This window comes from Streptomyces sp. NPDC031064 (assembly GCF_055570965.1).
This window is the reverse complement of sequence record NZ_JBVIGF010000004.1, coordinates 201897-222845: the sequence shown is the minus strand read 5'-3', so window position 1 is coordinate 222845 and position 20949 is coordinate 201897. Positions and strand designations below refer to the sequence as shown.

Below are 20949 nucleotides of genomic sequence, written 5' to 3'. Positions count from 1 at the left end.
GGGCCGGGTCAAGGACTCTCACCCCACCCAACGGATCCTACGGGGCGCGCATTCCCGCAGTGGCCGAGCGGCACGGAGCGTGAGTCAGGGACGAGGGTAGGCCTGTGTCAGCAGAAGCTCTGCCTTGGTGCTCTTCTGCGTGGCGGTGCAGGAGGAGTCGAGGACGTATGCCTGGACCTTGGCGGGGTCCGTGGTGTGCGGCAGGACGACCAGGTAGGCGGGCTTGCCGGCGTACGTGCCCGGCTGTGCGGCGAGGGCCTGATCGCTGCGGCCGGTCCCCGCCTGGACACAGGCCGGAACCGTCACCGCCTCCTGGGTGAACATCGTCGATGGCTTGTCGGTCTCGTCGACAGAGGGCTGCTGCTTCTCGACGCGGGGAGATTTGCCCTTCTCTCCCGGGCTCAGGAGCGCCTTGACCCGCTCTTCCACGGCCACGCCGGAGAAGCTGCTGGCGGGCGCGCTGACTGCGGAGTCGGTCGTCCTGGAGCCGTCTCCGGACGGCTGGACCGCCTGGAAGAGAAGAACGCTCACCCCGATGGCCGCCGCGCCGAAGACCGCGCCGAGCACCGCGGTACGGCGCCGGCGCCGTGCGGGACGCCCACGGCCAGGCCCGGTGGCCGCACTGGGTCGGCCGGCGGGACGGTCGGAGTGGACCGGCTCGGAGCGGAGGGGCGGGGGCGCTGTTTCACGTGAAACATGCTCGGCCGTCTCCGTGGGGGCGGTGGCATCCAGCAGCGCCTCGGCGGCCAGGGCGGCGTCGATGCGCTCGGCGATGTCGGCCGGCATCCGGGCGGGGCCCGGAAGGGTGCCCAGCAGGCCCCGGATCTCCTCCAGGGAGGACCGGACATCGGCGCACAGGGTGCAGCCATCGACGTGCGCCTTGATGTCGGCTGTCCGGGACGGCGGGAGGAGGCCTTCGGTGAGGTCGGAGATCTCCGAGACGTCCGGGTGCTGAGTCGTGTCGGTCGTGGATGTCACGCGCGCCCACCTCCGCCCTTCACAGCAGCAGGATCACTCGGCCCTGCATCCCTTGGTCCCGACGCCGGTGGGACGGATGTCCCTGGCGTCCGGTTCCTTCCCCCGTCGGGGCTGCTGTTATCCACGGTGTCACCGCGCAGATGAGTGAGCAGCGGAAGGAGCCGGGCCCTCCCTCGCGCACAGCGGCTCTTGACGGTGCCCGTCGGTACGTCGAGGACGCGCGCCGCTTCGGCGACGGGATAGCCCTGCATGTCCACGAGCACCAGAGCGGCGCGCTGGTCCGTGGGCAGTTGCGCGAGGGCGGCCAGCAGCTCGCGGTGGAGGTCCTGTCGCTCGGCCGGTGCCTCGGCCGATTCGTGCGGCTCCAGGAGCTGTTCCAGTCGCTCGGTGTCATCGACGGGCGACGTCTTGCGGGAGGCGGCTTTGCGGGCGCGGTCGAGGCAGGCGTTCACGGTGATCCGGTGCAGCCAGGTCGTGACGGCGGACTGGCCACGGAAGGTGTGGGCGGCCCGGAAGGCGGACACAAGGGCGTCCTGGACGGCGTCGGCGGCCTCCTCACGGTCCCCCAGCGTGCGGAGGGCGACGGCCCAGAGCCGGTCACGGTGCCGGCGCACGAGCTCACCGAAGGCATCCGGATCCCCGGCGACATGCCGCGCCAGGAGATCCTGGTCGCTGCGTTCCTCGGATGTCCCGCTCGTCATGCCGCCACCTCCCCTCTCCCAGTCCCGCCTCCCGGCATCATCTCTGCCGCTTGGGCAGCCGTCAGCCGAGAACCTTGATCTCGGAGATACCTCCGCGGAACACATTCGGAGCCCCGTCGGGCGGCAGCTCGGTGATGTGGATGAGCACGTAACGCGTGCGCACGGGCTTGTCCACCGTGGCCTTCAACGTATCCCCAACCGTCTGGAGCTCGGTCAGGGAGTGCGGGAAGTCACCGGGGCCGCTCGGATCGGTCGCGTTCTGGTCGGCGACGAGGACCTGGGCCTTCTGCCCCGCGCGGTACATGGCGATGTCGATGCCCCGGACACTCTGCACGCTGCCCAGGTCCACGATGATCCCGCTGCCTTGCTTGCGTTCCTGCAGGTTGCCGAAGTTGGCGTAGCCCTTGTACTGCGGCGTGATCCAGGCGGTGTCGCCCCTGTCGTCCGCCGCGTTGGGCACGTCGTCCACCTGTATCCCGGACCCATGAGGCATGTATTCATGGACCTCGCTGATCCGGAGCGGCTGCGGGGCCTTCGGAGGTTCCGGCTTCTGCTGGTTCTGGCCGCCCGGAGACGTCTGGGTCCCGGTGTCGCCCGTCTTCTCGTTGCTTCCCTGGTCGAGCAGCCTGTCGGCCACCTGCCAGCTACCCAGGCCCAGGGCCGCGATCAGGAGGGCGGAGACGGCCCACTTGAGGGCCTTGCCCGTACGGCTCTGGAGCGGGGGCGGCGGAAGCGGTGCCGCGACGGGGGCCGCCGAGCCCGGGCGCGGCTGGGGGCGGCCGTAGTTGCCCTGCTGGTACGTCGTGCGCTGGTACTCGGGCGGGGTCGGGAAGTCGGGCTCCGGCGGGCGGATGCGCGGCATGGCCGCGACGGCCTTGGCGAGCTCGTCGGGCGTGGTGCAGGGCGGCTCCTGGCGGGACGCGGTGGCGCCGTCGTTGACCAGGGCGCGCATGGCGATCTCGGACAGGCCGCGGTGGACTCCGGCCCGTACCTGGTCCGGGGGGATCAGCCCGACGCCCTTGGGCAGCCCGGACAGCCCGTAGGCGTCGTTCTCGTACGGCCAGCGCTGGGTCAGCGCCGCGTACAGCAGCGCGCCGATCGCCTCGGTGTCGGTGCGCTGGGGGCGGTCGGCGCTGATGCCGCGGAGCGCGGCGTTCACGGCCAGTCCACGGATGCGGTACTGGCCGGTGGAGCTGCGCAGGACGGCGCTGGGGGTGAGCCGCAGGTGGGCGAGGCCCTCGCGGTGGGCGGCTGCCATGGCCTGGGAGACCTGGCTGACGAGTTGGTAGGCGTCGTGCGCCTCGAGCGGGCCGGCCGCGAGCAGCGCGGTGAGCTCGGTGGCATCCGGCAGCCACTCGTGGACGACGTAGACGAGGTCGTTCTCCTCGACCGCGTCGAGGACCTGGACAAAACGGGGGTCGCCGAGGAGCGCCGAGGAGCGTGCGGCGGCCAGCACCGAACGGGCCCTCGGGTGGTCGGCGGGGAGGATATGGACCCCGACGGCCCGGCGCAGTTTCTCGTCGACGGCACGCCAACTGCTGAAACCGTCCAGACGGGTGACGCACTCCTCAAGTCGGTAACGTCTGGCGAGTTTGTGGCCACTGTGGAGCTCGGGCGTCGTGATGACGGACTGCTCGCTTTCCCGCCGTTCGCCGTCGCTGTTCCGGGCGGACTGCTCCGCCGCGTCCTGCGCTTCCGCCACCCCGTCGCTCGCGGCCTTGTCCGCCTTGGCGGTCAGCGGGTCGTCACCGCTGTTGTCGGCCACGTCGACGGCAGCCGTGCTACGTTCCGCCACCGTCGTTCCTGCCTCCCCATCCGTTGCGCCACATCCAACAGCCATGCCAATTGTGCCCACAGTCCGGCGCTATGCACGACACGCGGCCGCCGACGATGGTTGTGCGGTCCCGTGCAATCAGCGTCCGAGTCGGCCGCGGACCATGCCGACCATCGCGTTGAGCTCTTCGATTCGCATTTTCCGTGCCCCGGCGTAGAAGACGCCCATCAGTACGATCCCGCCGCCCATCAGGGCCACGAGCGAGCCGAGGGCGCCGTCGCCCAGGGCCTTGAGGATGCCGAAGCCCGCCGCGCCACCGAGGACGGCAGCGGGGACGGACGCCATGCAGAGCCGCGCGTAGGTGCGGACGACGTGCGCGCCGTCCAGGTCGCCGCCCAGCCGGTTGCGCAGCCGCCGCCAGGCGACACCGACGCCGACGGCGTAGGCCAGGCCGTAGGAGGCGGCCATGCCGACCACGGCCCACTGAGCGGGCAGCAGGACGTAGCACGCGGCGGAGGCGGCGGCGTTGACGGCGGCCACGATCACGGTGTTGTAGAAGGGCGTGCGGGTGTCCTCGTAGGCGTAGAAGCCGCGCAGGACGACGTACTGCACCGAGTAGGGGATCAGGCCGAGCCCGAACGCCATCAGGATGAAGCCCATGCTGCGCGCGGCCTCGGTGCCGCTGGACGCGTACAGCAGGGTGCACATCGGGACGCCGAGGGCGAGGAAGGTGAAGGCGACGGGCACGATCGCGACGGCCGAGTTCCGCAAGCCCTGCGAGATGTCGTCGCGTACGGCGCCCGGGTCGTTGTCGTGCGCCGCGCGCGAGATGCGCGGCAGCAGCGCGGCCATGACCGAGACGGTGATGATGGCTTGCGGCATGCCCCAGATGAGCTGGGCGTTGGAGTACGCGAGGAAGCCCGCGCCGTCCGTGCCGGAGGCCTTGCCGGCCGCCGTGGCGAGCTGGGTGACGACGACGACGCCTGCCTGGTTGGCGAGGACGAACAGGACGGTCCACTTGGCGAGTTTGACCGTCTTGCCGAGTCCGTGTCCCTTCCAGTCGAAGCGCGGGCGGAAGCGGAAGCCGGCCTCACGCAGGTACGGGATCATCGCCAGCGACTGGACCACCAGGCCGAGCAGCGTACCGATGCCGAGCAGCCGGATGCCCTCGTCGGGGATGGTCGTGACGCCCATCTCGGTCTCGGCAGAGGAGCCGTAGACCCAGATGAACATGGCGAAGGTGAAGATGACGACGACGTTGTTGAGGACGGGGGTCCACATCATCGCGCCGAACCGGCCCCGGGCGTTGAGGATCTGACCCATCACCACGTGCACGCCCATGAAGAAGATCGTGGGCAGACAGAAGCGTGCAAAGGTGACGGCCACGCTGTTCGCGGCCGCGTCGCTCGCGATGGTGTCCGACATCGCGCGGATCAGCAGCGGTGCCCCGAACACCGCGATGGTGACGATGACGCCGAGCGCGACCATCACGAGCGTCAGCAGGCGGTTGGCGTACGCCTCGCCCCCGTCCTCGTCGTCCTTCATCGAGCGGACGAGCTGAGGCACGAAGACCGAGTTGAGGCCGCCACCGACGGTCAGGATGTAGATCATCGTCGGCAGGGTGGCCGCGATGGTGTAGGTGTCACCGAGCAGGGCGGCGCCAAGGGCGGCGGTGATCACCAGGCTGCGTACGAAGCCGGTGAGACGGGACACCAGCGTGCCGGCCGCCATCACGGCGCTCGACTTCAGCAGCCCGGAGGCACGGCCGCCGGACTTCTTCGGGGCGGGCGCGGGCGCGGGTGCCGGTTCGGGCTCCTGCGGGGCGGGCGGCTGCCCGTGGCCCTGCTGGTCGCGGTAGAGGTGCGCGAACGCGTCCGGCTCGGGCTGCTCCTCGCCGGCGCGCGTGACGAGGTCGTCGACGCCCGTGAACTGCACGGTTCGGGGGTCGTCACCGTACGGCAGGTGGCGGGAGGGGCCGTCGGGCTCGGGCGGCGGGGTCTGCGCCCAGATCCTCGGGTCCGGGGCGTACTGCGGCGCGGCGGGCTGCTGGTAGAGCGGCGGCGGCTCCTCGTAGGTGCCGGGCGGGGGTGGCGGGTGCGCGGCCCGGTCGTAGAGCGCCTCACCGACCGGGTCCTGTGCGGAGAGGTCCTGGCTGCCGTACGGATCCTGCTCGTAGGCGTGCTGGACGTACGGATCCGGAGCGGGCGGCGTGGCCGGGGGCGGGACGTGCCCCGTCGCGGGGGGCACCTCGCCGGAAGGCGCGCTGCCGCCGCCCGCGCCCTGACCGCGGTCACCGTCGTACGGCGCGTTCATGGTTTACCCCACCTCATCGTCCCCGGCCGACCGGCCACGACATCGCTCAACGGTCCACTTTCTCACCCTGGCCCGACGGGTCGGTGCTTTGCGCTCCGGTGTCCGGTGTCGGGTCACTCGGCTGCTCGGGATCGTCGCTCTGCGCAGCCGTCCCGCTCGTGTCCGGCTCCGCTCCCGTGCCGGTTCCCGTGCCGGTTCCCGTTCCGGTGCTCGACTCTGCCTCCGGGGCGGTGTCGCGCGCCGCGGTGCGCTTGCGGTGGGTGTACATCCTGATGCCGGCGAGGGCGAGCAGCAAGAACCCGCCGGCGATCACCAGCATCACGGTGGGGGTGATCTCGGAGACCTTGACGGTGAAGTTCATCGGCTTGCCGTACGGCTTGCCGTCCTCCGTGTACAACTGGGCCGTCATCGGGACCGGGCCGTTGGCGTTGGCGGAGGCCGTGAACTTCACCGACTGGCTGTGCCCGCCGTCGATCCGGACCGGAAGCTCGGCGACGGCGGCGTCGCCGTTCAGCTTGAGACGGGTCGGCTTGGTGGACGTCAGCCGCAGCACCAGGTGATCCACGCCCTGGAGCAACTGGTTCTGCACGGTGACCGGGATGGTCGCGCTGCGGCCCGAGAGGGTCAGGTCCGACTTCTCGATGAGCTGGACCTCGGTGGTGAGGTCCTTCAGATGCTGCTGCACGCTCGCCCGGTACGCCGTGGCGGGCTCGGTCCGGCCGCGCCAGGACGTCGACATCTCCCGGTTGATCGCGTTGCCGAAGGGCGTCACGACCCGGTACGCCGCGGTCAGGATGACCTTGAAGTTGTCCAGCGTGTCCTGGGTCGTCTTCATGTCCTGGAACGCCTGGACGCGCAGCTCCTGCTTGCGCAGCTTGGCCGGGTACTTTCCGGCGCCCGGCACATTGGTCGTGGCGCGGTCGTCGGGCTTGGCCTCGGCCGCCGTGATCAGGTCGCTGGGCTGCGTCCAGCGCTGCGCGGACAGGGCGCGCAGCGCGGTCGCCATCGACTGGGCCTGCGTGGCGGTCGGCATCCGCTGCGGGGCGACCACGATGCTGCGCAGCTTGCCCGGCTGCTGCTGGGTCACGGCGAGGGTGTGGGCGAGGAACTGCTGGACGGCCAGTGTCGAGTCGCCGGCGCCCGTCATGTCGCCCTGGAAGGCCGTGGACAGCGACGCGTCGGCGACGACGGCGGTGGTTCCGCCGCCGATGGGCCGGGCGGCGTTGGGCGTGTAGGGCAGCTCGTCGCGGATGCTGTCGCTGCGGGCGATGAGTTTGTCGGCGCCTGCCGAGGTGGCGATGTCGACGATCGAGGGGTCGACGGCGCCGTCCACCGGCCAGGCGAAGTCGACGGACGGCTTCACATGGAGGATCGTCTCGACCGTGGTCTCGGCGACCTCGGTGGCCGGCTGGAGGTGGCTGAGCGAGCCGGAGACGTCCTTGCCCCGGTGGGCGAGCGACGCCAGGTCGGGGTCGGCGTACGGCAGCGCGATCACCTTGTCGTCCTGCACTGCCTTGTCGAGGGCGTTCAGCCACTGCTTGGCAACGGCCTGGTTCTTGCCGGGGACCCGCTCCGTACCGTCCTTGACCTGATAGTTCCGGGTCATCGCGTCGACGGTGGCGAGGAGGTCCGGGTCGACGACCCAGGTGACGGGGAGTTCCGCGCCCAGCGAGACGAGCCGTTCGAGCCGTCCACCCGGGGCGAGCTCGGCGGCCAGGTCGTCGTCCTCGAACACCGGCGTCTGCTGATCGTCCGAGCCGGTCTCCGCGGACAGGTGCGTCGAGGAGATCAGCGGCCAGAGATAGGTGACCTGGGTCTTCTTCTCGGTGGCCTCGGGCTGCCAGGGCAGGAAGGTCCGCTCGATGCCGAGCACCTGGTCGTACCGTGCGCTCCCGGTCCGGCCGGACAGGGAGACACCGAGCTGATAGACACCGTCCTTGTCGAGGCTCAGCTTCTCGACCGGCACGGTGATGCTGAAGTCCTTGCTGAGGCCGGCCGCCAGCGTCGGGATCTTGATGCTGTACGGGCCTCCGAGGACCGCGCCGTCATTGCCCGGCAGGAAGCCGTCACGCTTGGCCACCGCGTCGATCTCGCCCCGGCTGGACATGCGCGGTCCGACCCGCAGGTCGACCTGCGCCCCGGTGACCGTCTCCTTGCCCTCATTGGTCACCGTGCCGCTGATCGTGAGGGTGTCCCCCTCCACGGGCGTCGTGGGCGTGAGGGTGTCCAGCGACACATCGACCGTGCGGGATGGTGCCGCCTTTTCCGCGGACGGGGCCGCCTTCTCCGCGGCGGACGCGGGGGACGCCGAGGGGACGTACAGCAGGCCCGCCAGGAGCGGCACACCCACCAGGGCGGAGGCCATACGCCGTAGCCACCGCCGGGCAGGAGAGCGCATCGTGCTCTGGAAGTCTGCCGCCTCGGCCACGCGCTCGCCCGTCCTCGTCGTCTGTTGCCGTTGGTGGTTCGTCGGTTCCTGCGTCCACGCATGGTAACGAGGCGCGCCGTGGCTAAGTGCCGCGGACTGCTCCACATGATCGGAGAAATGCCGTGCGGAAGATCGCGCACGCCGGGCGCCGGACCGGGGAAAACGGGGACGCCGCCCTCGGCGCGGGCACGTACCCTTTTCTGTTGTGCCGAACGCCAACGAAGACAACCCGACTGCACTGAGCCAGGTGCAACGCCGCGCGGTCAGTGAACTACTGCGCGTGTCCCCCGTCGCCGATGACCTTGCTCGCCGCTTCCAGGAGGCCGGATTCAGTCTCGCCCTGGTTGGTGGCTCGGTTCGGGACGCACTGCTCGGCCGGCTCGGCAACGATCTGGACTTCACCACTGACGCCCGGCCCGAGGACGTTCTGAAGATCGTCCGGCCGTGGGCCGACGCGGTGTGGGACGTCGGGATCGCCTTCGGCACGGTGGGCGCGCAGAAGGCGGCCCGCGTCGGAGACGCTGAACAGATCTTTCAGATCGAGATCACGACGTACCGCTCGGAGGCCTACGACAGGACCTCGCGCAAGCCGGAGGTCTCCTACGGCGACTCCATCGCGGAGGACCTGGTCCGCCGTGACTTCACCGTCAACGCGATGGCCGTCGCGCTGCCGGAGAAGGAGTTCATCGACCCGCACGGTGGTCTGGAGGACCTGGCCGAGCGCGTCCTGCGGACGCCGGGCACGCCCGAGGAGTCCTTCTCCGACGATCCGCTGCGCATGATGCGGGCCGCGCGGTTCGCCGCGCAGCTCGACTTCGAGGTCGCCCCCGAGGTCGTGGACGCCATGAAGCGCATGGCCGACCGGATCGAGATCGTCTCCGCCGAGCGCGTACGGGACGAGTTCAACAAGCTGATCCTCTCCGCGTACCCGCGCAAGGGCCTGGGCCTGCTGGTCGACACCGGCCTTGCCCAGCGCGTGATGCCCGAGCTGCCCGCGCTGCGGCTGGAGAGTGATGAGCACCACCGGCACAAGGACGTCTACGAGCACTCGCTGACCGTGCTGGAGCAGGCGATCGACCTCGAAGAGGACGGCCCGGACCTGGTCCTGAGGCTCGCCGCCCTGCTGCACGACATCGGCAAGCCGCGCACGCGGCGCTTCGAGTCGGACGGCCGGGTCTCCTTCCACCACCACGAGGTGGTCGGAGCGAAGATGACCAAGAAGCGCATGACCGCGCTGAAGTACTCCAACGACATGGTCAAGGACGTGTCGCGCCTGGTGGAGCTGCACCTCCGCTTCCATGGCTACGGCACCGGCGAGTGGACCGACTCTGCCGTACGCCGCTATGTGCGCGACGCAGGTCCGCTGCTGAGCCGCCTGCACAAGCTGACCCGCTCGGACTGCACCACCCGCAACAAGCGCAAGGCGGCCGCGCTGTCCCGCGCCTACGACGGGCTGGAGGAGCGCATCGCCAAGCTCCAGGAGCAGGAGGAGCTGGACGCCATCCGTCCGGACCTGGACGGTAACCAGATCCAGGAGATCCTCGGAATCCGGCCGGGGCCGGCTGTCGGCAAGGCGTACAAGTTCCTGCTGGAGCTGCGGCTGGAGAACGGCCCGATGGAGCATGACGCCGCCGTCGCCGCACTCAAGGAGTGGTGGGCAGCTCAGGGCTGAACGGAGCCGCCGCCATGTTTCACGTGAAACATGGCGGCGGAGACGACGACGCGAGGGGCGATGTTTCACGTGAAACATCGCTCCTCGTTGTGTGCGCTACTTCTTGATCTCGTCGATGCAGAGCACGAACTGCTTGCCCGAGCTGCGTCGGCCCCCGCTCGTCTGCTCGTGGTAGCCGATGTCCGACTTCCCCTCGCACAGCTTGGTGTCCAGGGTGTCGGGGATCACCTCGACGACCTTGAACTCGGCGTCGGTGCCACCGCACTCGACTATCTGGAGGTCCGGCGTGATGGTGGTGCCGTTGTTCTTCAGGCAGTCACCCGCCTCGGCGTGATCGGCGTCGTCCTGGCTCAGGAACCAGAAGACCGCGATGGTGATCAGCGCGAGCACGACGCCAATGGTCTTCAGGATCTTCATGACGCCGGGGCCGCCGGAGCGGGACGGCGGCGGGGGCGGGGGCGGCGGGGGCGGAGTGGCACTCCACTGCTGGGGAGGAGCGCCATAAGGAGCCTGCGGCTGCTGGGGGTGCTGGGGCGGGTACGGCTGCTGCTGCGGATACCCATAGCCCGGCTGCGGCGGATAAGGCTGGGGCGGCTGCTGGGCGTACGGCCCTGGCTGGCCGTACGGCCCGGCGCCCTGCTGTGGCGGATACGTCAAAGGAGAGTCCCCCGAGGCGTGTGATCGTCATTTTGACGCGTGCACGCTATAGCAACGCCTCGCTCCGCCTCCAACCCAGCAGCATGGCGGCGATGCCCGCGTACAGGACGGCGACCATGACGACCAGTGCGACCGAGCGGCCATCGGGCGGCAGCATCAGCGCGGCGATCCCGGCCGCACCGACGAAGGCCACGTTGTAGAGCACGTCGTACAGCGAGAACACCCGCCCCCGGAAGGAGTCGTCCACCGCGAGCTGCACCACCGTGTCCGTGGCGATCTTGGTGCCTTGTGTGACGAGCCCGAGCACGAAGGCGGCGACCAGCATGGGCGCCGGGGAGAACCACAGGCCGAGCGCCGGCGCCAGTACCGCGGCCGACGCGGCGCACACCACCATCCAGCCGCCCTGCCCCAGCCGCTCCACCGCCCACGGCGCGAGCACCGCGGCGGCGAAGAAGCCCGCCCCCGAGACGCCGACGGCCAGGCCGAGCAGTGCGAGGCCCGCCGACTCGGTCGACGTCCAGGCGTACCGGCACAGCATCAGCACCATCACGGTCAGCGCGCCGTAGCAGAAGCGCATCACCGTCATCGCGGCGAGCACCCGGGCCGCCGCCCGCCGCTCGGCGAGGTGGCGCAACCCCCCGACCAGCCCCCGGGCGGTCGAGGCCAGCGCCGCGCCCAGCCGGGGCTGCACCACGTCCGGGTCGGGGCCGAGCAACCCGCGGCCCATGCGCAGCGAGGCGAGGGCCGAGCACAGGTAGAGGCCGGCGCCCAGCACGACCACCGCCGCGTCGGAGTCGGCGACCAGCAGCCGCACGGCGAAGGCCAGCCCGCCGCCCGCGGTCGCGGCGAGCGTGCCGGCGGTGGGCGACAGTGAGTTGGCCATCACGAGCCGGTCCGCGTCCACGACCCGGGGGAGCGCGGCCGAGAGCCCCGCGAGGACGAACCGGTTGACGGCGGTGACGGAGAGCGCCGAGGCGTAGAAGAGCCAGTCCGGTACGGAGGCGAGGATCAGGAAGGCCGTGCCGCCGGCGAGCAGGGCGCGGAGCAGGTTCCCGTACAGGAGGACCTGGCGGCGCTGCCAGCGGTCCAGCAGGACCCCCGCGAACGGGCCGACGAACGAGTACGGCAGCAGCAGAACCGCCATGGCGGACGCGATCGCGGCGGGCGAGGTCTGCTTCTCGGGTGAGAAGACGACGTACGTGGCGAGGGCGACCTGGTAGACCCCGTCGGCGCACTGGGAGAGCAGTCGTACGGCCAGCAGGCGGCGGAAGTCCGTCAGGCGCACGAGTACGCGCAGATCACGTACGACAGGCATGGCAGCAAGGGTCACACACGACGAAGGCCCCCGGGCAGATGCCACGGGGACCTTCGGCAGGCGAGCCGTCGGCGCTTAGCGCTCGACCTCGCCCTTGATGAACTTCTCGACGTTCTCGCGGGCCTCGTCGTCGAAGTACTGGACCGGCGGGGACTTCATGAAGTACGAGGACGCGGAGAGGATCGGGCCGCCGATGCCGCGGTCCTTGGCGATCTTCGCGGCACGCAGGGCGTCGATGATGACACCCGCCGAGTTCGGGGAGTCCCACACCTCGAGCTTGTACTCCAGGTTCAGCGGGACGTCACCGAAGGCACGGCCCTCGAGACGGACGTAGGCCCACTTGCGGTCGTCCAGCCAGGCCACGTAGTCGGACGGGCCGATGTGGACGTTGTTCTCGCCGAGGTCCCGGTCGGGGATCTGGGAGGTGACGGCCTGCGTCTTGGAGATCTTCTTGGACTCCAGGCGCTCGCGCTCGAGCATGTTCTTGAAGTCCATGTTGCCGCCGACGTTGAGCTGCATCGTGCGGTCCAGGATGACGCCCCGGTCCTCGAACAGCTTGGCCATGACGCGGTGCGTGATGGTGGCGCCGACCTGCGACTTGATGTCGTCACCGACGATCGGGACACCGGCCTCGGTGAACTTGTCCGCCCACTCCTTGGTGCCGGCGATGAAGACCGGGAGGGCGTTGACGAAGGCGACCTTGGCGTCGATGGCGCACTGGGCGTAGAACTTCGCCGCGTCCTCGGAGCCGACCGGCAGGTAGCAGACGAGGACGTCGACCTGCTTGTCCTTGAGGACCTGGACGACGTCGACCGGGGCCTCGGAGGACTCCTCGATGGTCTGGCGGTAGTACTTGCCCAGGCCGTCCAGCGTGTGGCCGCGCTGGACGGTCACGCCCGTCGACGGCACGTCGCAGATCTTGATGGTGTTGTTCTCGCTGGCGCCGATGGCGTCCGCCAGGTCGAGGCCGACCTTCTTCGCGTCCACGTCGAAGGCGGCCACGAACTCGACGTCGCGGACGTGGTACTCGCCGAACTGCACGTGCATCAGACCCGGCACCTTGCCCGCCGGGTCGGCGTCCTTGTAGTACTCGACGCCCTGCACCAGCGAGGCGGCGCAGTTGCCCACGCCGACGATGGCTACGCGAACCGAACCCATTCCGGTTGCTCCCTGTGTTGATCTTCGAAGCCCTGCGGGTCGCAGGGCCTCACTTGGCGGTGTCGTCGGACGGATCCGGCCGGGTGCTGCCCCCGTGCCGGGGCAGGCCGCCCGTCTCTCCAGATATGTTGTCCTGCTGAGCGTCGGCGGCGCCCTCGGTGGCCTGGCCGGCCTCCGGGGTCCCGGAGGCGGACCGTCGCTGGTCCCGCCCCGCCCGCTCGCTCTCGATGAGCTCGTTCAGCCAGCGCACTTCGCGCTCCACGGACTCCATGCCGTGCCGCTGAAGCTCAAGCGTGTAGTCGTCCAGGCGCTCGCGCGTACGGGCCAGGGAGGCGCGCATCTTCTCCAGACGCTCCTCCAGGCGGCTGCGCCGGCCCTCCAGCACCCGCATGCGCACCTCGCGCTCCGTCTGACCGAAGAAGGCGAAACGGGCGGCGAAGTGCTCGTCCTCCCAGGAATCGGGGCCGGTGTGGGACAGGAGCTCCTCGAAGTGCTCCTTCCCCTCGGCCGTCAACCGATAGACGATCTTGGCGCGGCGCCCCGCGAGCGAGGCGGCGAGGGCGTCCTCCGGGGCGCTGCCCGGTTCCTCGATCAACCAGCCGTTTGCGACCAGCGTCTTGAGGCAGGGGTAAAGGGTCCCGTAGCTGAACGCGCGGAAGATCCCCAGCGACGTGTTGAGCCGTTTACGCAGCTCGTACCCGTGCATCGGGGCTTCGCGGAGCAGGCCGAGGACGGCGAACTCGAGGATGCCGGAGCGCCTGCTCATCCGTCGCCTCCTCCACCTTCGCCGACTCGTGTGCCGTGACCTATGCCGTGCTGATGTATCGGCTCGATACATCCCGACGATAGAACGGGCTGGAAGCCTCGACAAGGGGGGCTAGGGTGAGCGGCGTCACATAGTCAATTCGCAGTAAACGACTTGCCTGATTTGGGATGAACTTCGGTCCTCAGGGGTTTTTGACCGTGCGTAGTCTGTGCGGCATGCACACCAGTGGGAACCATGCGACGCGAGTCGGCGTCCTCGTTCTGAGTGCATGGCGGATGAGCCCGAGCCAGGGCTGGTCCGTATCGATTTCGGGGGGACCGGAACCCAGCTGCCGCTTCCAGGCGTACTCGCCTGCCCGAGGAGTAGTCGTTCGATGAGCGAGCACCGTCGCAAACCGCCGCAGCCGCAGGGTGGCGGACGTGCCGCGGCCAGGCGAGCCGCCCAGCAGTCCTCAGGCCGCCGGGCGGCCCAGGCGAGAGGAACCAGTACCGGATCCCGTTCCGCGCCGCCCGGAGGCGGTGAGGAGCGGGTGTACGGCAGCCGGGCCGAGGCCCGCCGGGCCGCTCAGCGCGGCGGACGCCGCCGCGGTGCCGAGGGCGCCGCCGGGGCGGCGGCGGGACGCGGTGCACGCGGCGGGCACCCGGGCAAGAAGCGGCTGATCGACTACCCGCGCCACAACAAGTACGGGTGGCGCCGCTGGGTGCCGTCCTGGAAGCTCGTCTCCGGGCTGTCCCTCGGGTTCGCGGCCACGGTGCTGGGCGCCTCGGCGATCGTGTACTCGATGGTGGAGGTGCCGGAGGCGGTCAAGATCGCGACCGCGCAGAACAACGTCTACTACTACGCCGACGGCACGCAGATGGCCGCCACGGGTGGCGAGGTCAACCGCCAGATCCTCGACTACGACAAGATCCCCATGGCCATGCAGAACGCGGTGATCTCGGCCGAGAACAAGACCTTCTGGGACGACATGGGCGTCGACCCCAAGGGCATCAGCCGCGCCGTGGTCAACATGGCCATGGGCGAGCAGACCCAGGGTGGTTCCACCATCACCCAGCAGTACGTGAAGAACGCGATGCTGGACGACCAGAGCCAGACCGTGAGCCGGAAGCTCAAGGAGCTGTTCATCTCCCTCAAGGCCGGTGTGGAGGAGGACAAGAAGGACGTCATGGCCGGCTACCTGAACACCTCGTACTACGGGCGGGGTGCGTACGGGATCCAGGCCGCGGCGCGCACGTACTACGAGAAGGACGCGGACGAGCTCAACGCCAGCGAGTGCGCGTTCCTCGCCGCTCTGCTGAAGGGCGCCACCTACTACGACCCGGCCGGGTCGGTGGACATCGACCCCAAGGCCACGCCGGCGGCCAACACGGAGGCGGCCACCAAGCGGTGGAAGTGGATCCTTGACGAGATGGTCAAGGACGGGAAGCTCGGTGCCGCCGAGCGGGCCGGGTACACCAAGTTCCCGATGCCCAAGCCACCGAAGAAGGAAGCACGGCTCGGCGGCCAGGTGGGGTACATGGTGGACCTGGCCAAGGCGTTCGTCATCAACAACAACGACGTGGGCATCACGGCGAAGAAGCTCTCCCAGGGCGGTTACGAGATCCACACGACCTTCGACAGGAAGAAGGTCGAGGCCCTGTCGGCTGCCGTGAAGAAGGTCGAAGCCGCCAACATCGACCCCAAGAAGCGCCCGGACACGGACACCCACGTCCAGTTCGGTGGTGCCTCGGTCGACCCGAAGACCGGTGCGATCGTCGCCATCTACGGCGGCTCCGACGCGACCAAGCACTTCACCAACAACGCCGACCAGACCGGTGCCCAGGTCGGTTCGACGTTCAAGCCGTTCGTGCTGGCGGCCGCCATGGAGTACGGCGTACGCGACCCCCAGGGCGAGCCCGTGCAGGGCCCTGACCAGCGCCGGACGGTCGATCCGGACAAGACGTACTACAACGGCAAGAACAAGCTCAAGATCAAGAAGTACGACGGCAGCGTCTGGCACAACGAGGACGGCGAAGAGTGGCTCCAGGTCAACGACGGTGACAAGAGCTACGGGGACATCAACCTCCGCGAGGCGATGATCCACTCCGCCAACTCGCCCTTCGTGCAGCTCGGCATGGACGTCGGTATCGAAGAGGTCAGGGAGACGGCGGTCAAGGCCGGCCTGCGCAAGGAGAGCCTCGTCGGGGCGAACGTCCCCTCCTTCTCGATCGGTATCTCCGACCCCAGTGCCATCCGTATGGCCGGCGCCTACGCCACCTTCGCGGCCAATGGCAAGCAGCGCGACCCGTTCTCCGTGACGGAGGTGAAGAAGCGCGGCGAGGTGATCTTCAAGCACGAGGCCACCACCAAGCAGGCCTTCTCGACCGCCATCGCCAGCAACGTCACCGACGTCCTGAGGGACGTCGTCGAGGACCCCGAGGGCACCGGTAACAACGCGGCCATCCCGGGCCGTCAGGTCGCCGGCAAGACCGGTACCACCGACGGCAACAAGTCGGCCTGGTTCGTCGGCTACACGCCACAGCTCGCCACGGCCATCGACATGTACCGGATGGACGACAACGCGGCGAACAAGAACCGCAAGTTCCTGGAGATGTTCGGCACGGGTGGCCAGAAGAAGATCCACGGTTCGTCCTTCCCGTCGGAGATCTGGCAGAAGTACATGTCGGCGGCGCTCAAGGGCGCGGAAGCGATGCCCTTCCCCGAGCCCGAGAAGCTGGAGGCCGACACCGTGTACGGCGGCGGTGCCAAGAGCCCGGAGCCCACGCCTTCGAACTCGCCTTCGCCGACGCCGTCCCAGACGGAGTCCCAGAGCCCGTCGCCGACCCCGTCGCAGTCGCAGAGCACCGAGCCGACGAAGCCCTCGTGCGGCCCGTTCGACTGGGACTGCAACAACGAGGACGGCGGCCAGAACGGTGGCCAGGACGGTGGCACCGACACCGGCGGCACCGACACCGGCGGGACCGACACCGGCGGTACGGATGAAGGGGCCACCAGCGGCGGCATCACCACAAGTCCGTCGCCGCCCACCGGCAGCACCAACGGCAACGGCAACGGTGGCGGCAACGGAGGCTGGTTCGGCGGCACGGAGGGCTAGCGCCCGCCGTTCGCCCCCCCACTCCCGGCAGCCGAAGGCCGCCGTACCCGGTACGTACATCGCGTACGTACGCAGGGTGCGGCGGCCCTCGCCGTATTCCACGGGCGCCCTGCCCACCCGGCGTTGTCGACAGGGTTGTCCATCCGGCGTTGTCCACAGGGCGTTGTCCACAGGCCGCGCCGGTCGACAGCCCCGTACGGCAGGATGTCCCCATGCCGAGCCCACAGAAGACGACGAGCGCCCACCAGGACCGGCCCGTCGTGCCCCCGACCAGGCGGGACGAGGTCGCAGCCGCGGGCAGCGAGCTGATCGGTGGCCCCATCGGCCGCTGGGCGCAGCTCGGTGGCAGCGCCTTCACCCCCGTCCGTGTGGTCGCACTGGTCGCGATCGGGATGTTCGCGCTCGGCATGGTGCAGAAGTTGCCCTGCTACAACTGGGCGTGGTTCCGCGGCACCAGCTCGCAGTACACCCACGCCTGCTACTCCGACATTCCGCACCTGTTCATCGGGCGGGGCTTCGCCGACGGGCTGATCCCGTACTTCGACCGCCTCGGCGGCGACATGGAGTACCTCGAATACCCGGTCCTGACCGGGCTCTTCATGCAGGTCGCGTCCTGGCTGACGCTGCCCTTCGACGGCGACCTCCAGTACCGCGAGCAGATGTACTGGATGGTCAACGCGGGCATGCTCATGGTCTGCGTGGCCGTCCTCGCGGTCTGTGTCGCGCGCACGCACCGCAACCGCCCCTGGGACGCCCTGCTGGTCGCGCTGGCGCCCGCCTTCGCGCTCACCGCCACGATCAACTGGGACCTGCTCGCCGTGGCGCTCACCGCCGCCGCCATGCTGATGTGGTCACGCGGCCGCGCTCTGGCCTTCGGGATCCTCCTCGGCCTCGCCACGGCCGCCAAGTTCTATCCGTTCCTGCTGCTCGGGCCGCTGCTGCTGCTGTGCTGGCGGGCCGGGAAGTGGCGGGAGCTCGGGGTCGCCGTGGTGGGCACGGTGGGCTCGTGGCTCGCGGTCAACGTGCCGGTGATGCTGCTGGCCCCCGAGGGCTGGAAGAAGTTCTACTCCTTCAGCCACGACCGGGGCATCGACTTCGGGTCCTTCTGGTTGGTCATCACTCAGCGCACCGGCGTGAACATCACACCCGACGACGTCAACACGTACGCGATGGTGCTGATGCTGCTGGCCTGCGCCGGGATCGCCGCACTGACGCTCACCGCTCCGCGCCGTCCGCGGTTCGCGCAGTTGGCCTTCCTGGTGATCGCCGCCTTCATCCTCACCAACAAGGTCTATTCACCGCAGTACGTGCTGTGGCTGATACCGCTCGCCGCCCTGGCCCGCCCGCGCTGGCGGGACTTCCTGATCTGGCAGGGCTGCGAGGTCATGTACTTCGTCGGGATCTGGATGTACCTGGCGTACACCACGAGCGGCAACAAGCAGGGGCTCCCCACGGAGGGCTACCAGTTCGCCATCGTCCTGCACCTGGCCGGGACGCTGTTCCTGTGCGCCATGGTGGTGCGGGACATCTTGCTGCCCGAGCGGGACGGGGTACGGCGCGACGGCTCGGACGACCCGTCCGGGGGCGTCCTGGACCGCGCGGAGGACGTCTTCGTGCTCGGGCGGGCCGCACATCCGCCGCAGCACGCGGCACACGCGGTCCAGGGACCGCGTGTGGACTGGGGCGTCGTACGGGAGTGAGGCCCGCGGCCTCGACCGGCCTGGCGCTCGCCGGCCGGCCCCGGGTCTCCCCGGGCCGGCCCTGGGTCTCGACCGGCCTGGCGCTCGCCTGGCCGGCCTCGGCGCTCGACCGGACCCCTAGCGCTCGACCAGGCGGTCGAACTGGGTCGTGGTGTGCCGCAGGTGGGCGACCAGCTCGTCGCCGACCTTCGGCTCCTGCGCGTCCGACGGGACGAACAGGATCGACACCTGCATGTGCGGCGGCTCGGCGAACCAGCGCTGCTTGCCCGCCCACACGAACGGCGAGAGGTTCCGGTTGACCGTCGCCAGGCCGGCCCGGGCCACGCCCTTGGCGCGCGGCATCACGCCGTGCATCGCCTTCGGGGCCTCCAGGCCCACGCCGTGCGAGGTACCGCCGGCGACGACCACCAGCCAGCCGTCGGACGCCGCCTTCTGCTGGCGGTAGCCGAAGCGGTCCCCCTTGGCCACGCGCGTGACGTCCAGCACCGCGCCCCGGTACTCCGTCGCCTCGTGGTCGCCCAGCCACAGCCGCGTACCGATCCGCGCCCGGAACCGGGTCTGCGGGAACTGCTGCTGGAGCCGCGCCTGCTCCTGGGCCTTCAGGTGGCTGACGAACATGGTGTGCAGCGGCAGGCGGGCGGCGCGCAGCCGGTCCATCCAGCCGATGACCTCCTCGACGGCGTCGGTGCCGTCCGTGCGGTCGAGCGGCAGGTGCAGCGCGAAGCCCTCCAGGCGCACGTCCTCGATCGCCGCGTGCAACTGGCCCAGCTCGTGCTCGCCGATGCCGTGCCGCTTCATCGAGCTCATGCACTCGATGACGACCCGGGCACCGACGAGGGCGTGGACGCCGTCCACGGAGGACACCGAGCGGATCACCCGGTCCGGCAGCGGGACCGGCTCCTCGCCCCGCCGGAACGGCGTCAGGACCAGGAGGTCACCGCTGAACCAGTCCTTGATGCGGGCCGCCTCGTACGTCGTGCCGACGGCCAGCATGTCGGCGCCGAAGCGGGACGCCTCCTCCGAGAGCCGCTCGTGGCCGAAGCCGTAGCCGTTGCCCTTGCACACCGGGACCAGGCCCGGGAACTGGTCGATCACGGACTTCTGGTGCGCCCGCCAGCGAGCGGTGTCGACGTAGAGGGAGAGCGCCATGGCCGGCCCGGAACCTTTCTGTGGCTGCGGTGTATCGAAGGTGCTTACGAGACGTGCGTACGAGATTACGGAAGCGTCAGCGGCGTGACATGTAGATGTCGAGCGCCTTGTGCAGCAGCTTGTTGAGGGGGAAGTCCCATTCGCCGATGTACTCGACGGCCTCGCCGCCCGTGCCCACCTTGAACTGGATCAGGCCGAAGAGGTGGTCCGTCTCGTCCAGCGAGTCGGAGATGCCGCGGAGGTCGTAGACGGTCGCGCCCATGGCGTAGGCGTCGCGCAGCATTCGCCACTGCATCGCGTTCGAGGGGCGGACCTCGCGGCCGATGTTGTCGGAGGCGCCGTAGGAGTACCAGACGTGCCCGCCGACGACGAGCATGGTGGCCGCCGACAGGTTCACGCCGTTGTGGCGCGCGAAGTACAGCCGCATGCGGTTGGGGTCCTCGTTGTTGAGGACGGTCCACATGCGCTGGAAGTACGACAGCGGGCGGGGCCGGAACCGGTCGCGCACGGCGGTGATCTCGTACAGCCGCTGCCACTCGGCGAGGTCCTCGTAGCCGCCCTGGACGACCTCGACACCGGCCTTCTCAGCCTTCTTGATGTTGCGCCGCCAGAGCTGGTTGAAGCCCTTGAGGACGTCGTCGAGCGAACGGTTCGCCAGCGGCACCTGGAAGACGTAGCGGGGCTGTACGTCACCGAAGCCGGCGCCGCCGTCCTCGCCCTGCTGCCAGCCCATCTTGCGCAGCCGGTCGGACACCTCGAAGGCACGCGGCTCGATGTGCGTGGCCTCGACGTCACGCAGGCGCTTGACGTCCGGGTCCTGGATGCCGGACTTGATCGCGGACGCGTCCCAGCGGCGGATGACGACCGGCGGGCCCATCTTCACGGAGAAGGCGCCCTGGTGCTTCAGGTGCGCCAGCATCGGCTGGAGCCAGTCGTCCAGGTTCGGCGCGTACCAGTTGATCACCGGGCCCTCGGGGAGGTAGGCGAGGTACCGCTTGATCTTCGGGAGCTGGCGGTAGAGCACCAGGCCGGCACCGACCAACTGGCCGTCCTTGTCGAACCAGCCCAGGTTCTCCGAACGCCACTCGGTCTTCACATCAGCCCATGCGGGGACCTGGCAGTGACTCGCCGCAGGCAGGCTCTGGATGTACGCCAGATGCTGCTCTCGGCTGATGGTCCTCAGGGTCAGGCTCATGCGGGGCGCTCCTCGGCAGGTGTGTCCCCATGGGTACAGGGGCTCCGGC

Annotated in this window: 15 protein-coding genes; 4 read left to right on the top strand and 11 right to left on the bottom strand. The window is 69.6% G+C overall.

All coding sequences use genetic code 11. From position 1 onward, the window contains the following. Positions 1-84: 84 nt before the first annotated feature. The 5 genes from ACZ46W_RS16330 to ACZ46W_RS16310 all read right to left on the bottom strand — a co-directional run bounded on the left by ACZ46W_RS16330 (position 85) and on the right by ACZ46W_RS16310 (position 8194). On the bottom strand, positions 85-978 hold the full coding sequence (locus ACZ46W_RS16330) for a hypothetical protein (protein ID WP_468337566.1): 894 nt from the start codon (positions 976-978) through the stop codon (positions 85-87). Beyond that, positions 975-1679 (bottom strand): RNA polymerase sigma factor SigM, encoded by a 705-nt coding sequence (gene sigM, locus ACZ46W_RS16325; RefSeq protein WP_468337563.1) that lies wholly within the window; start codon positions 1677-1679, stop codon positions 975-977. Before sigM ends, ACZ46W_RS16330 begins: the two co-directional genes overlap by 4 nt. Before the next feature lie 61 nt (positions 1680-1740). Further along, positions 1741-3474, bottom strand: coding sequence for a serine/threonine protein kinase (locus ACZ46W_RS16320; RefSeq protein WP_468337561.1), 1734 nt, complete (start codon positions 3472-3474; stop codon positions 1741-1743). A 117-nt stretch (positions 3475-3591) separates the two neighbouring features. Next, positions 3592-5766: a murein biosynthesis integral membrane protein MurJ gene (gene murJ / locus ACZ46W_RS16315; RefSeq protein WP_468337558.1), complete on the bottom strand. Its 2175-nt coding sequence runs from the start codon at positions 5764-5766 to the stop codon at positions 3592-3594. Positions 5767-5812: 46 nt separating this feature from the next. Next, the gene (locus tag ACZ46W_RS16310; RefSeq protein ID WP_468337555.1) at positions 5813-8194 is read right to left on the bottom strand and encodes a DUF6049 family protein; all 2382 of its coding nucleotides are present in this window, start codon (positions 8192-8194) and stop codon (positions 5813-5815) included. A 205-nt stretch (positions 8195-8399) separates the two neighbouring features. On the opposite strand from ACZ46W_RS16310, the gene ACZ46W_RS16305 reads away from it, so the two are divergent. After that, on the top strand, positions 8400-9866 hold the full coding sequence (locus tag ACZ46W_RS16305) for a CCA tRNA nucleotidyltransferase (protein WP_468337553.1): 1467 nt from the start codon (positions 8400-8402) through the stop codon (positions 9864-9866). Positions 9867-9962: 96 nt separating this feature from the next. Here ACZ46W_RS16305 and ACZ46W_RS16300 read toward each other — a convergent pair whose 3' ends face one another. Continuing rightward, entirely contained in the window at positions 9963-10283 is a 321-nt protein-coding gene (locus ACZ46W_RS16300) for an LppU/SCO3897 family protein (RefSeq protein WP_468337550.1), read from the bottom strand. Positions 10284-10391: 108 nt separating this feature from the next. On the opposite strand from ACZ46W_RS16300, the gene ACZ46W_RS16295 reads away from it, so the two are divergent. Further along, positions 10392-10547 (top strand): hypothetical protein, encoded by a 156-nt coding sequence (locus tag ACZ46W_RS16295; RefSeq protein WP_468337547.1) that lies wholly within the window; start codon positions 10392-10394, stop codon positions 10545-10547. Between the two features lie 22 nt (positions 10548-10569). On the opposite strand, the gene ACZ46W_RS16290 is transcribed toward ACZ46W_RS16295, so the two are convergent. From ACZ46W_RS16290 to ACZ46W_RS16280, 3 genes are all read right to left on the bottom strand, one after another. Further along, complete coding sequence (locus ACZ46W_RS16290; RefSeq protein WP_468337544.1) at positions 10570-11838, bottom strand: MFS transporter; 1269 nt, start codon at positions 11836-11838, stop codon at positions 10570-10572. A gap of 75 nt (positions 11839-11913) precedes the next feature. Next, positions 11914-12996 (bottom strand): inositol-3-phosphate synthase, encoded by a 1083-nt coding sequence (locus tag ACZ46W_RS16285; RefSeq protein WP_468337541.1) that lies wholly within the window; start codon positions 12994-12996, stop codon positions 11914-11916. A 49-nt stretch (positions 12997-13045) separates the two neighbouring features. Beyond that, the gene (locus ACZ46W_RS16280) at positions 13046-13762 is read right to left on the bottom strand and encodes a PadR family transcriptional regulator (protein WP_468337538.1); all 717 of its coding nucleotides are present in this window, start codon (positions 13760-13762) and stop codon (positions 13046-13048) included. A gap of 373 nt (positions 13763-14135) precedes the next feature. Here ACZ46W_RS16280 and ACZ46W_RS16275 point away from each other — a divergent pair, with 373 nt between their 5' ends. Both ACZ46W_RS16275 and ACZ46W_RS16270 read left to right on the top strand, forming a co-directional pair. Then, entirely contained in the window at positions 14136-16856 is a 2721-nt protein-coding gene (locus ACZ46W_RS16275; protein ID WP_468337534.1) for a transglycosylase domain-containing protein, read from the top strand. A 212-nt stretch (positions 16857-17068) separates the two neighbouring features. Further along, the gene (locus ACZ46W_RS16270) at positions 17069-18556 is read left to right on the top strand and encodes a glycosyltransferase family 87 protein (protein ID WP_468337531.1); all 1488 of its coding nucleotides are present in this window, start codon (positions 17069-17071) and stop codon (positions 18554-18556) included. A gap of 117 nt (positions 18557-18673) precedes the next feature. On the opposite strand, the gene ACZ46W_RS16265 is transcribed toward ACZ46W_RS16270, so the two are convergent. Beyond that, a complete protein-coding gene (locus ACZ46W_RS16265) occupies positions 18674-19705 on the bottom strand; it encodes an alanine racemase (RefSeq protein WP_366127990.1) in 1032 nt (343 codons plus the stop codon). Positions 19706-19781: 76 nt separating this feature from the next. Beyond that, complete coding sequence (locus ACZ46W_RS16260; protein WP_468337527.1) at positions 19782-20900, bottom strand: lipid II:glycine glycyltransferase FemX; 1119 nt, start codon at positions 20898-20900, stop codon at positions 19782-19784. Between the last annotated feature and the right edge of the window lie 49 nt (positions 20901-20949).

Coding starts and splice junctions, on each gene's coding strand:
- ACZ46W_RS16270 (WP_468337531.1), top strand. CDS start 17,069: ATGCCGAGCCCACAGAAGACGACGAGCGCCCACCAGGACCGGCCCGTC.
- ACZ46W_RS16285 (WP_468337541.1), bottom strand. CDS start 12,996: ATGGGTTCGGTTCGCGTAGCCATCGTCGGCGTGGGCAACTGCGCCGCC.
- ACZ46W_RS16275 (WP_468337534.1), top strand. CDS start 14,136: ATGAGCGAGCACCGTCGCAAACCGCCGCAGCCGCAGGGTGGCGGACGT.
- murJ (WP_468337558.1), bottom strand. CDS start 5,766: ATGAACGCGCCGTACGACGGTGACCGCGGTCAGGGCGCGGGCGGCGGC.
- ACZ46W_RS16290 (WP_468337544.1), bottom strand. CDS start 11,838: ATGCCTGTCGTACGTGATCTGCGCGTACTCGTGCGCCTGACGGACTTC.
- ACZ46W_RS16280 (WP_468337538.1), bottom strand. CDS start 13,762: ATGAGCAGGCGCTCCGGCATCCTCGAGTTCGCCGTCCTCGGCCTGCTC.
- ACZ46W_RS16260 (WP_468337527.1), bottom strand. CDS start 20,900: ATGAGCCTGACCCTGAGGACCATCAGCCGAGAGCAGCATCTGGCGTAC.
- sigM (WP_468337563.1), bottom strand. CDS start 1,679: ATGACGAGCGGGACATCCGAGGAACGCAGCGACCAGGATCTCCTGGCG.
- ACZ46W_RS16265 (WP_366127990.1), bottom strand. CDS start 19,705: ATGGCGCTCTCCCTCTACGTCGACACCGCTCGCTGGCGGGCGCACCAG.
- ACZ46W_RS16300 (WP_468337550.1), bottom strand. CDS start 10,283: ATGAAGATCCTGAAGACCATTGGCGTCGTGCTCGCGCTGATCACCATC.